At 47.7% G+C, this 13406-nt stretch carries 8 protein-coding genes; all 8 read right to left on the bottom strand.

The features are described 5' to 3' along the window. Window positions 1-42: 42 nt before the first annotated feature. On the bottom strand, window positions 43-1461 hold the full coding sequence (locus ACFS25_RS26980) for a RagB/SusD family nutrient uptake outer membrane protein (protein ID WP_381507521.1): 1419 nt from the start codon (window positions 1459-1461) through the stop codon (window positions 43-45). A 23-nt stretch (window positions 1462-1484) separates the two neighbouring features. Further along, on the bottom strand, window positions 1485-4556 hold the full coding sequence (locus ACFS25_RS26975; protein ID WP_381507519.1) for a SusC/RagA family TonB-linked outer membrane protein: 3072 nt from the start codon (window positions 4554-4556) through the stop codon (window positions 1485-1487). A gap of 488 nt (window positions 4557-5044) precedes the next feature. Further along, a complete protein-coding gene (locus ACFS25_RS26970; RefSeq protein WP_381507518.1) occupies window positions 5045-6226 on the bottom strand; it encodes an acyltransferase family protein in 1182 nt (393 codons plus the stop codon). 48 nt (window positions 6227-6274) lie between these two features. Beyond that, window positions 6275-7483 carry an N-acetylglucosamine-6-phosphate deacetylase gene (gene nagA / locus ACFS25_RS26965; RefSeq protein WP_381507514.1) on the bottom strand — a complete coding sequence of 403 codons (1209 nt, stop codon included), beginning with the start codon at window positions 7481-7483 and terminating at the stop codon, window positions 6275-6277. A gap of 36 nt (window positions 7484-7519) precedes the next feature. Beyond that, window positions 7520-8887 carry a Gfo/Idh/MocA family protein gene (locus ACFS25_RS26960; protein ID WP_381507511.1) on the bottom strand — a complete coding sequence of 456 codons (1368 nt, stop codon included), beginning with the start codon at window positions 8885-8887 and terminating at the stop codon, window positions 7520-7522. 47 nt (window positions 8888-8934) lie between these two features. After that, on the bottom strand, window positions 8935-10245 hold the full coding sequence (locus ACFS25_RS26955; protein ID WP_381507509.1) for an NHL repeat-containing protein: 1311 nt from the start codon (window positions 10243-10245) through the stop codon (window positions 8935-8937). A gap of 18 nt (window positions 10246-10263) precedes the next feature. Further along, the gene (locus ACFS25_RS26950; protein WP_381507506.1) at window positions 10264-11289 is read right to left on the bottom strand and encodes a Gfo/Idh/MocA family protein; all 1026 of its coding nucleotides are present in this window, start codon (window positions 11287-11289) and stop codon (window positions 10264-10266) included. Between the two features lie 322 nt (window positions 11290-11611). Further along, window positions 11612-12670: a LacI family DNA-binding transcriptional regulator gene (locus ACFS25_RS26945; protein WP_381507504.1), complete on the bottom strand. Its 1059-nt coding sequence runs from the start codon at window positions 12668-12670 to the stop codon at window positions 11612-11614. Between the last annotated feature and the right edge of the window lie 736 nt (window positions 12671-13406).

Genomic DNA, 13406 nt, shown 5'->3' with positions numbered 1-13406 from the left:
CTAGTGTGTTCTAAGTAAAAAATGGGTCTGGTTTACTAAAGCTTAAAAGTTAGGATTTTGCACCAGATTACCATTCAGCGTTATTTCTGTTTGTGGAATCGGATAGAGCAGGAATTTATCGTCAATTGTCCGATTATACACTCGTTTCTGCACCTCTTTATACCGACCCAGTCGAATCAGGTCAAATCGCCGAAGTCCTTCCGCGCTAAATTCCCAACCCCGCTCGTTCACCAACGCGGTAATAAAATCGTCCTTGGTAACTGTCGTTGTCAGACTTAGTTTGCTAATTCCAGCGCGTGTCCGCACGGCATTGATACCGTCGAATTTAGTTATGTCGCTCGCGTTCAATTGATTCAGTGCTTCGGATTGCATCAACAGTACGTCGGCATACCGCAGAATCAGGGTATTGTTCCGCGCGCTGTTGCCCTGGCGCAACGGGTCGCGAAACTTGACGTAATAGGCATTGGCCAGTGTCTGCGTCCCTGCCTTCTTGGTCATCGTCCAGTTTTTCCGGATCGTGTCGGCGGGGGCAAAGGAGTTGTAAAACCATTCTTCCACGTAAAACGCCTGATTACCATCCAGGGACGTTGGCAAATGCATTCGTGGCGTAATATTGCCCCCATTCGGCGGCAGGTCGAACTGAACCGAAAAGATATGTTCCGCACCATTTTCGGTGGCTACATCGAACACATTGGCGTAAGGCACCAACGAGTACACCTTTGAGATGATAACCCGATTGGTGGCGTCCAGCGCTGACTTGTAATCCGTCGTTTCAACGGCCGATGACGCGGCTCGGGTTAGATATACCTTTGCCAATAGGGAAGCCGCTGCTCCGCTGGATACGCGACCTTTTTCACCCGCCGTAATCTTCGTTTCAGGAAAACAGTTGGCTTCCGCGAATGTCAAATCGTCGATGATCTGTTTGTAAACATCTTTAATGGGTGTGCGAGCCGGTTTTGTATTGCCATCGGCCCCGGTTGGTTTCGTCAATAAGGGAACGTCGCCATAACTACGAACGAGGTCGAAATAAGCCAGTGCACGCAAAAAACGGGCATTGCCTTCGATATTAGCGCGACGGGCAGCGTCCATGTTGATGGCTGGTACGTTGGCAATAACATCGTTAGCGCGGTTAATCATCAGGTACGAATAAGTCCACCAGTTGCTGATCTCCGCATTCGTCGAGGTGTAACTTATTTCATCCAGCTCTGGCCGACCAGCCTGCGGATTGCCGACCTTCATCAAATCGCCGGTTAGCTCTGATAAAATCCAGAAGGTACGGGCATAATAAAGCCCGTTTTGCATAAGACTGAAAACCCCATTCAGGGCCGTCGTTGCGTCGGCTTCGCTGCTGTAAAAGTTATCGGTGGTAACAAAATCGTAGGGTTCCTCCTTCAGAAAATCTTTGCAGGAAACTATTGCCAGGGAGATTATTCCCAGTAAGATCAGAATACCTTTTTTCATGGTTTTCTTGGTTAGTATGTGGGTTAAAGGCCAATCCGGATACCGGCCGTAAAGGTTCGTACGTTCGGATAAGCGTTTAAATCAGTGTTCAGACTTAGGTTGGACGCCCCAAACGAATTGACTTCCGGATCGTAGCCTGAGTAGTTCGTGAACGTGAACAGGTTCTGCGCCGTCACGTAAATATTGGCTGTTTTCACTACGTTGCTAATGGCCGCAATTTTCGGGACCGTGTATGAAAGGGAGACCGTTTTTACCCGTAAAAAGCTACCATCTTCGACAATATCGCTGGTTATACCTGTGCCACGTCGTAAGGTGCTGTTGGCTTTGGCAATGGTGTTGCTAGTGCCGGGACCCGTCCAGCGTTGCGTCTGGGACTGGAGCTTGTTGCCATTAATGTAGCCGCCTGTTTCGAGGTAGTAGCGGTTCATGTTCAGTACGTTATCGCCTTGAACGCCTTGGAGGAAAACGTTCAGGTTGAAGTTGCCCAGGGTGAGATTGTTGGTCAGCCCGTAGATGAATTTGGGTTGTGCCTGCCCGATTATCGTGCGGTCCTTGGCATCGATTAGCCCGTCGCCGTTCAAATCGGCATAACGTGGATCGCCCGGACGAACACCAGTACGCTTGCTGGCGCTGATTTCATCCTGTGTTTGCCAGATTCCGTCAAACACGTACCCATAAAAAGCACCGATTGGCTCACCTACGCGTAATAAACTGGTGGCGCCGTTGCTGGCGCTGGGGAAAATGCTACTGCTTGATGTACCCACAAAGCGTTCATATTCACCGTTCAAATCGGTTACTTTATTCCGGTTGGCCGAGATGTTGGCCGCCGTCGTCCACTTGAAGCGACCTGAATTGATGTTGACGCTATTGATGCCCAATTCAAACCCTTTATTCTCAACACCACCCGCATTTAACAGAACTGTGCTGTAGCCTGACGAAACAGGAACAGATACGTTGAGCAGCAGATCCTTGGTTCGTTTGTAATAGTAATCGGCGGTAAGCGTAATCCGGTTGCTCAGAGCGCTTAGGTCGATGCCAAAGTCAAGCGAAGACGTGGATTCCCAGCTAATATCCGGGTTTGGAATGTTGTTCGGCGAGAGACCAATCACCCGCGTAGCACCGCCCAGCGTATAGGCATTGCTGGTATAGCGGGCAAAGGATGAATAGGAGGCAATTTCCTGATTGCCCGTAACACCGTAGCTGGCTCTTAGTTTCAAATCCGAAATGACCGGAACCGATTTCATGAACGATTCATCAATGACGCGCCACGCGAAGGCTCCCGATGGAAAATAACCCCATTTGTTGTTAGGACCGAAGCGTGAGGAACCGTCAGCACGCATTGTGAACGTGAACAGGTATTTGTCCATGAACCGGTAGTTGGCGCGGCCAAAATACGACATCAGGTTGTTTTTGCTCCGGCTCGAACTTGGCGGCAACACATTGGCACCAATGCCGATATTATCGGATTCCAGCAGATTGGTGAAAAAGTTACTGTTCGACGTAGCGAAGTCGGTGAAATTGAATTCCTGAAAGGTAAGACCGCCTAACAGCGTCAGCGCGTGCGATTTGTTGAACTCCCGGTCGTAGGTCAGCGTATTTTCGTTCACCCAGCTATACCGACTTCCCGATGTGCGGGTTGCCGTTCCTTTGCTGTTCGAGCCACCATAAATATCGGAGGGTAGGTAATAATCCAGGCTGGAATAGTTGAAGTCTGTTCCGGCCGAGGTTCTTAGTTTTAATCCCTTCACAATCTCATACTCGCCGAAGAAATTCAGTAGACCCCGAAAATTACTGTACTGGTTTTTGACTTTGTTGGCGTAAGCCACTGGATTCCCAACCAGTTCCACATAACCTGATGGCCCATTGAGGTACGTATAGGCGCCGGTCTGGTCGTAAACGGGCAATGCCGGATTAAAGCGCATCGCGTCCAGAATGACACCACCGGCTTCGGAAGAACCCGCCGTGTTGACCAGCGCCCGATTTTCAACCGAGCGGGTCAGTTGCGACGTGAAACCAACGTTGATTTTGTTGCTTATCTTTTTGTCCAGATTCAGCCGGATCGATCCACGTTGAAAGCCGGAGTTAATAACGATACCCTGCTGGTTAAAATAATTCATGCTCAGGTTATAGCGCGTATCGGTATTACCCCCAAGAAAACTAAGCTGGTAGTTACTGATTGGAGCCGACCGAAGCACTTGCTTCTGCCAATTTGTACCTTCGCCCAGCCCGGCAATCTGATCCTGGGTGTAGGGCAATGCTTTGGACGAAGCGGGTGTTTCCCGGTTGGTAAGCGTTTGAACGTCATTCAAATACGTAGCAAACTCTTTGGCGTTCATCATCTCGTACATCTTGCTCACGGTCTGCAAACCATGATACGCTTCGAAATTGACGGACGATTGCTTGCTCGACCCTTTTTTAGTGGTCACAATCACGACGCCATTGGCACCTCTACTTCCGTAAATAGCCGTAGCTGAGGCATCTTTCAGTACTTCCATCGACTCGATATCGCTTGGGTTAATGGAGTTGAGATCGCCCGCACCCGGAAAGCCGTCAATAACAAAGAGCGGTTCGTTGCCCGAATTGATCGAGTTGGTCCCCCGAATACGGATACTGATGTTTCCACCCGGCTCGGCATTGGTCTGGGTCACCTGAACACCGCTGATACGACCCTGTAAAATCTGATCAGCCCGGGCAATAGGCAGGTTTTTTACGTCGGCCTGCGAAATGGAAGCAATCGCGCCGGTCAGGTCCCTTTTTCGTTGCGTGCCGTAGCCGATGACCACGACATCACTCAGCATCTGTGGCGACTCATCCAGCGTAATATTCAGGGATGTTGCCCGCCCAACGGACACTTCTTTTGCCAGATAGCCAGTGTACGAAACAACCAGCACAGCATTGGCCGGAGCGCTGATCGAGAACTCCCCATTGGCATCGGTGGCGGTTCCAACGGTAGTTCCTTTTACTAGAACTGACGCGCCGGGTAAGCCTGTGTTTTGTGGATCCAGCACCTTACCGGATAACTTCCTGGTTTGGGCCTCCGCCATCAGGCATGTGAGGCAGAGCAAACCCATGATGAGTAGTCTTATTCGATTCATAGATACTTTAGTTAGTGAGCCAATTGGTTAATGAGTAAGCGTACAGTAGTTGTGAATTCAGCGTCATTTTTGATTTACGGGTACGTACCCGTAAATCGGGCAAAAAAATAGAAAAATCATTATTCGATCCAATTTTCCACAAAAGTGATCTAAATAAAGTAGGCTTCTATCAAAAGAGGAGTCATTAAAAAGGGGGATCAGTTATTGACAACGGGTACGTACCCGAAAATTAGGAAAAAAATAATGATTGACAAAAAGTATGAGAAAATTATTTTGTTTTATATGACTTTTGGAGAATTAGAAGCTAAGTTTTGGTGTCTATGTCTCGGTAAAATTCTGTTTTTCGGGTCAATGGCGAATAATTTCTTTTTGTTAGAACCTGTCTGAAAACCCCTAAATCCATTGAAGGGGACTTTGCTCACACTCGAAAAAAGTCCCCCTTCAGTGGATTTAGGGGTTTTGATTGCCAAATAATTGATTTTTAGTCCTCACAATTTTAGGAATAGCTTCTGCTTATACAGGAAATACATAAATCCCCACAGCACCGCAATGGTTGCTACAACCGATCCTAGTGCCTGTATAGGTTCAGGGAAGAAACTCAGGAGACCACCGAATAAGGCATTAGTCGTGTATTGGAAATCAATGAATTTGCCAATCATGTAAATGACAATCGAATTCATGCCAATGACAATAAAAAAGAAGGTCCAGCGTCGCCAGTTGAGCACATCGATTATTGTGTAAAAGAGAGCGAGTAGTAACAGGCTAAACCCACCCGTCAGCAGTACGAATGAACTTGACCAGAGTATTTTGTTAATGGGAAAAACAAGGTTCCAGAGAAGCGCTACGCCTAAACAGACAAGGCCGCTGAGGGCAAGCCAAACCGCCTTTCTGGATTTCGGCATCGTCTGTTCATTGGCCCGAAGGAGGTTCCCAGCAAAAATACCCAGCAAGCCTGTCGAGATGGCTGGTAGTGTCGACAAAATTCCGACGGGGTCATAGACCGTGTTGTACATCCGTCCGGGCAGCAGCGTTTTATCCAGATAGGTTGCCGGGTTGCACTCTGGTGTAATCAAGCCAGCACCGCAGCCGGGTACGGGTACAAATTGGATGATCAGCCAATAACCAATGAGTAGACCGCCAAACCAGATGTACTGAGTTCTTCGGGAGAAATACAGGTAGATAATCTGCGCGAACATCCCTGCCAGTCCAATCCGACCCAACACACTTGGATAACGCATACTTGCCCATTCGGTTTTGAACAGACCGTTGTTGTATAGAATGCCCAGCAAAACGAGAATAATGCCCCGTTGGATGACTTTCCGGATTAACTGGTTTGGGTTTACGCCTTTTTCAAGTCGGCTTCCTAACGAAAAAGGTGTAGAAACACCCGCCAAGAATAGGAAAAGCGGAAATATTAGATCGTAGGCATGAAAGCCGTTCCAATAAACATGCGTAAACTGTTCAGCAAGTGCAAGCGACCAACCCCAGCCCGTTACGTCAGCCAGTACGTGCATCAATTTGTCTCCACCAGAAATCCAGAACATATCAAAACCCCGCAACGTATCAAGTGACAGCAACCGGGGAGAACTGGATATTGCCATTGACGGACTATTTCGCTCAGAGTCGTGTTGATTTTTGATTGCGTTTTCTGGTAGAGTTCGAGTTGGCATGGCCTTAATTTTCAGATTATTGACATAGAAAAAACGTTGATTCTGAGATCAAATAGCCTGTAAGGTATTTACAATCTGTTTCTTATCATAAATGATCTGGCCGTTGACAATCGTCGTCTCGATGTTAATATTTTCGTCGAAAATCACCAGATCAGCATCCTTTCCGGCAACCAACGAACCTTTCCGAGCGCCCACGCCCATGATTCGGGCGGGCGTTGTGCTGGCCATCCGCACCGCATCCAGGAGCGATACGTCGGCCAGTTGGACCATGTTTCGAATGAGCTGGTTGGTGGTGGCGACACTGCCAGCAAACGAACTGCGGTCCAGCAGTTTAGCAACGCCATCTTCGACCAGAACCGGCAAACCATTCGTCCGGGAGCCTAAAATGCTTTCCCCTTCGGGCATACCGGCTGCCCGCATCGCATCCGTAATCAGTGCTGTCCGGTCAGCGCCTTTAATTTTATAGACCAGTTTGAGCAACGGCGGGGGTAGGTGAATACCATCCGTAATCAGCTCGACATCCATATCCAGCAGTAAGGCGCTCTCAATGGCTCCGGCATACCGAAACGCATTTCGGCGGGTCACGCCTGACATGGCCGAATACAGGTGAGTGGCTAGGGTATATCCGTTCTCATAAGCTTCGAGAACGTCGGCATAGACCGCATCCGTGTGGGCAATAGCTGCCAGAATTCCTTTTTCGCGCAATCGTTGACCGAATTTTATGGCACCGGTTAGCTCCGGAGCAGCGCTCCAGCGAACAATAGACGACGAATAGGCCAGTATTTCTTCGTACTCGGCTGGGTCAGGATTGCGGATGTAGCGAGGGTCCTGTGCCCCCCGCTGGCTTAGGGCAAAGTAGGGGCCTTCCAGATGGATACCCAGAAAAGCTGCACCCCGGTTATTTTTCAGTTTGGCCCGTTCGTAGACATCCAGCGTATGAAGCAGGTCTTCTTTTTCGGCCGTTAAGGTAGTCGGGACCAGCGATGTAGTGCCATATTGGGCGTGTAATTCGGCAATTTTTAGAAATGCTTCCTCAGTGCCATCCATAAAGTCGTAGCCGCCACCGCCGTGCACGTGAATGTCAACAAATCCGGGCGCTACGAACTTGCCCTGTGCATCTAGAACAGTTGCTCCCGGAACGTCGATATCCCGTTCATGAACGCCCTGAATAATCCCATCCTGAATGACGATGGTGCCGCCCCTAATGTAGCGAAAAGGCGTAATGAGCGTTCCGTTTGTTACTTTTAAAAATCCCATTTTTATAGCTGATGATCAGGTAAAGCGTAGTTCAGATCAGACCGTCGGTTCCCAGCCCGCTTGATACGTCCGTCGCCAAAGCTTTTCCGCTTCCTTATTATTTTTGATGTGTCCGTTCGTCGGGTCGATGGTGAGCGTTGCGCCCGTACGTTGAGCAATATTTCCCAACTGACAAAGCAGTGTACTTTGGTGACCGCCAATAATATCGGAGGCAAGAGCTGTTCCTTTTTTGATGCTATCAAAAAAGTTCTGAATGTGAATCGCATCCAGCGTCTGTGATGGATTCATCCGATTGCGAGGATCAATCTGAAGATCGTTTTTCACCTCTTTCACGAGTTTATTCTCCAGATCATAGATTTTATACGAATTGCCTGATTCAATCAGCAGCGAACCGGTTTCGCCGTAAAACATAACCCCGGCACTGTTGCCTTCGATGGTACGTCCGTTGCAGCTTCTGCCTTCCCAGGTCATGGCGGTATTATTAGCAAACTCCAGGTTGATTACCTGCGTGTCGGGCGTTTCCCAATCATCTTTATACCGGTATCTTCCGCCGGAAGAAGTCACTTTCGTAGGAAATTCGACGCCCAGACCCCAACGCATCAGGTCGAGCATGTGGGTGCCGTTGTTGCAGGATTCGGCCGTGCCCCAATGCCAGAACCAGTGCCAGTTGTAGTGAATGAGGTTGTCTTTGAAGGCTCGCCGGGGAGCAGGGCCCTGCCACAACTCATAATCAAGCCAGGTGGGTACGGCTGTTTCTTTGCCGATACCGATAGACGCCCGGTTGTTGGTATACCAGCCTTTTGCGAAATAAGGTCGACCGATAACACCGGCTTTTACCTCCTGAATAGCCAGCGCTACGTTGGGCCACGATCGACGCTGGTTACCCATCTGAATCACATTTTTGTACTTTTTAACAGCCGAAACCAGTAGTTCACCTTCGTATGGATTGTGGCTGCATGGCTTTTCGAGGTAGACGTGTTTCCCAGCTTTAGAGGCCAGTAGCGCAGCGGTCGCGTGCCAATGATCGGGCGCGGCTACAACCAGCGCATCCATATCTTTATCTTCCAGCGCTTTCCGGAAATCGGGCTGATTTTTAGGCGTTGATTTTTGATTGGCTTCAACTGTAGCAATGCACTTTTCGGCGGCTCGCGTATCGACATCCGAAATGGAGATCACTTCGCAGTTCGGCTGGAGCGAGAAATTACCTGCCAGTGCCAGCCCACGACTATTGACGCCCATGATGCCGACCCGTACTTTTTCGTTGGCCCCCAGAATACGCGCGTAACTCGCGGCACTGAAACCCGGTAAAACCCCGCCTACTGATAAAGCAGTAGTGCCCGCAATGGTTTTCCGGATAAAGTCTCTTCGTGAATCGTCGGCGGAAGCATTGGTCAGTTTTTTCACCTTGATCGAGATGTTAAAGGTTGAGGACTATAAGCTGTCAGAGCGGATTATGGACTGGAAAAGATAGTAGGGATTTTTATCAAATCCTGAATCAAGTGGCCTTCGTGGTAAAATCTGGCCAACGCATAAATCGTCCCATCGGCACCGATAGCGATGGAGTTGACATGTGATGGTCGCGTGCCGTCGGCGTAATAAATAGGGCCGTGATCCTGGTATTGGCAAGTCGGTAAATGGTACGTAACCAGATGAAGATTTTCCGGTAGGCTTCCTGACTCATTTATCGTTGACTCTTCGCCTTCTTGTTGTTTCTCATCAACGGGAATGGGCCCGCCGGTCAGGTAATAAATCGTGTTATCGTCCGGTCCGAGTTGAAACCCCAGATACCCGTACCGAAATTGATCGAACATACCACTCCGCCTGGATGGCTCAGAGGTAATTCGTTCTAGTAACGTAAGTGTCGATTGGCCAGGATCGAATCGAAAGAGATAGCCCGAATTGCCGTGAACACCATACGCCACTTCTTCGGACGCTGACCAACTTATTTTCCGCCAGTTGTAGGCCATGCTTCCCGGACGTGTAGGATCATACCGACCCAAATAATCAAGGCGCAAATGCGGGCCGTCTACTTTAGTAATAGTTTTGGTGTCTGGGCAATACGTGAGAATATCGCCCTCAGCCGTTGACAGATATAGCTTTCCATCGCTGGGAGCGGCAAACATGGATCGGCATATCACCCGGTAATCGTCACCAACTGTACCCGCTTCACCCCGACCACAGGTTAATCCTATATGTTGCAGGTTGCGAGTGGCTATTGTGTACTGGAGCAAATTGCCCAGCGGCCAGGTAAGGGCATACAGATAACCCCGGACGCGGTCGATCGTCAAGGTCAGAACGCCTTCGCCATTGGGCGCAATTGCTACGTCCTGAAATTTGCCGGTAGCCAAGTCATACGACAAAATATGTCCGCCTGGATAGGTCGTGAAGCCATCTGGTACGTGTTGAGGCAAGCCCGGTATTCCATCAATTGTTTCATAGATGTTACAATGAGTAGCGAAGTAGAGCTTTCCCTCAAATTCATAGAATCGAACGTGACTTTTACCTTGTGGAATCGCTTTCTTATCCGCTTCCCCACACACTCCAGTGAGATCGGCTATAAACTGGGTTTCGTCGTTTTTTGGGTCATAGACGTACATTTGTCCGCCCTGCTCATACGATTCTGACGATAGGACGTAATATATTTTTCCATCACTGGCCGCAGCGATCGCATTATAGGCATCACTGGCTAAAGCAAAGCCAGAATAATATCGCTTTGCTGTGAGATTATGCGTTTTGGGGGAGTTACTGCTTGCGGCCTGCATAAAACGAGTTGGTCCTGATTACTTGGCAGCTCCTTTCTTTTTTGCTTTTTCCATAACACTTTGCAACGTCACGGCGGCTCCGTTCCGGCGCTTGCTTTCATCGGCGGCTTCCATAAATGCAAAAATTTCGATGGTTTCCTCCGGCGTTACTGGCGATTTTCCCGTCTCGAAATACGTAATAATCTCTTTCAACAGCGGCTCGTAGCCCCCATAGGGGCCAAGCTTCGTATTCCCGGCCTGCGTATAGACGGTTCCACCATATTCGTGTTTGCCCGTACGTGTACCCCGGAACGTACCAACCCGGCCGTCGGCCCAATTCCCAACAACAATATCGGTTCCGTCTGTATGCACCCGTACAACCTGCCGACAACCGGTTCCCATGGCCGTATACAGCGTTTCAACCCCGTGAACACCATACCAAAACAGATCAGGATGCGTTTTTTCCAGAACGGCCGGGCTAAACGTATCGGCGCCTAGAACCTGCTCTTTGTCGATCCCTTCCATGCCTTTAATGTAGCGTAGGGAGGACGCGGAGAAAATAGGAACGTTGTATTTTTGGGAAAGATCGAAAATAGCCAGTACATCGGCGAGGGACGCGGCAATTGGCTTGTCGATAAATACGCGCTTGCCCGCTTTAAGTACCTGCGATATCTGCTCAAGATGGAGCCGCCCGTCATTCGTTTCCAGCAAAACTACATCGACTTTTTTGAGTAGTTCATCGATTGTATCAACTACGTCCACATTCAGTTTTTTGACTTCGCTGGTGTAGTCCGGGATTCGTTTCGCGCTACTTTCAATGGTTTTACTACCGTAAGGATAAGCGGCCACAACCTTATATCCGGCATAGTTGGCGCTGGCATCAATAGCATTAAGCGCTTTGGTGAACGCTACGCTGTGGGACGTATCTAAACCAATCATACCCACTCGTTTTCCGGGCTCCACTGTGTTACCCAAAGGCCAGGTAAATGGTGTAATACCCAGTGCAATGCCACCCAATGTAGCCTTTTGTAGAAAAATTCGCCGGTTGTGAGTCAAGCTGGTCATAGAGAAGAGGGGGCTGAAAAATAGCAACCCGCCTAATTTACGGGTACGTACCCGTAAATATACAAACAATCTGAAGTCCGAAAGAAATTTAAGAAAAAAGTTGATTAAAATTCTGTGATCGTACGGTCTGTAGGTATGATCTATTGTCTAAAGTCAAAATGAAGCCTTTTAAAATTTCGGCTTAACGCGTTTAATCAGCCTAACCCCTAAATCCCCTGAAGGGGACTTTTTTCGAGTGTGAGCAAAGTCCCCTTCAGGGGATTTAGGGGTAAAATGGGCCAGAAAATTTAATCCTAAAAACGCATTCAACAACCTACCAGAATCAATTTCGGTAAAATGCTTGATTCTCTTGAGTGACAATGTCGATTGGCATATAATATTCTTTGGCGATAGGAGCTAATAGAACCAGATGCTGATACAATGCCATAATGCTTCGATAACCTTGGTCTTTGGGTTGGTGGCAGATCAGAAAATCGATGGTTCCATTGGCCAAATAGCGTATGTTTTCGTTTACAAAATCATAGCCAATTAGGAGAGGCTTTTGAAATGACTGTCGACTATTCAGAAAGCGAGCGACAGAGAAAACCCGGGAGTTGCTGACAAAAACCGCATCAATGTCGGTGTTCGCATCGAATAACTCTTGAAGGTAGTGCGCAATAGATGCAAAATCCGTTTGTTGAATATCGGCCCGCAGAATTGGGTACTTCAGTTTATGATCCGTAAAATAGGTTCTAAAACCTTCCTCGATCTGCTTATAGGTAAAGCTATCCAGCGACGTAGCAATATTGACAACCAGCAATTTGCTAGCTTCCCGAAGTTTGTAGGTGCTTAGCTTTCCAGCCAAATAACCACTTTGAAACAAAGGAGGCCCAATATAGGACAGGCTTTCTTGACCAGGAATATCAGCATCTATAAAAACAAATGGGATACCTTTTTGCTGACAGGTAGTGGTGAACTCCTGGGCTTCATCGACAAATGAGGGGGCCAGAACTATGCCATCGACAGTGGAATCCAGAATTTTATTAGCCTGCGTAATAAAGGAGTTAGGATTATTAAGCTCAAAAAAAAACAGGTTTATGTTGATTCCATACGATCTAATTTCGGCTTCGGCTTGCTGGATGCCCTGCAAAGGAGCCTCCCAGAAATCTGTCTCCTCCGTGACGGAAGGAATCAAAACGGCGATTGAAATAATCTTACCGGATGCTAATTGGCGGGCTAATAAGTTTGGTTGGTAGTTAAGCTCGGCAATGATTTTGTTGATTTTTTCCCGTGTTTTCGCCGAAACGCCCGTCCGGTTATGAATCACCCGGTCAACGGTGGCAATCGCTACGTTAGCACGGCGGGCAATTTCCTTTACACCCTGTAATTCCTTTTTTTTCATCAGTTGGGTAAGCAATCAGGGATAAGTGGTCAAATGGGTTCGCCATTCGTAAAGTTTTGCAATAATAAATATTGTTTTGGTCTGATAAGAATCGGACGTTTAAATGAACGCCAACAGGGTAGGAGGGAAGAGGCGTTTTTAGCCTCTTTTTGCGTTCAATAAATCCGTTCAATTTAATAGTTCAGAGATTTAAGCTCTTTTTAGGTTTTTCTGAACGATTGCTATTATTCCTAGTCATGTACAATTTGGCAAAAGAATTTCCTCGCTTTGTTTAATAAAGCGACTGCTACATACCTTGGGCTGACAACGAACAATAATTAGTGTTGTACAAGTGACATGTTTTGTACAAACTGCAAAGACACCTACTCGTCCCAACTATCAAAGAGGAAGAGCAGTGGGAAAGCTTTCTTCAAGTTTAATAAATTGAAGTAAATCTAAATAATCATTCTTTATTAAAGTTTAATGTTTGATAAATCTCTTGTATTAGCTCTTTGAAACTTTGGCTATTTCTATTTATGAATGAATGACTCATGGCTAATTTGCACTCTTTGCTACTAAATTCTAATGAAATTTCTGTTGTTTGCCCAGAAATAGATTTATACTCTGAGTACTCAAATAACCGTTGTGCAAAGTCATCTTGATAGTTATTTACATATTTCAGATTAGCCTTAATATAGTCGGTAGTTAGCATCCTGCCTTCTGAAGGTCGAGGGATTACAGTGCTCCCCAAATCTTG

It is taken from the genome of Spirosoma flavum, assembly GCF_042686045.1.
Classification (GTDB): Bacteria; Bacteroidota; Bacteroidia; order Cytophagales; family Spirosomataceae; genus Spirosoma; species Spirosoma flavum.
Note: the sequence above shows the minus strand (reverse complement) of the source record. Positions and strands in the feature narration are given on the sequence as shown.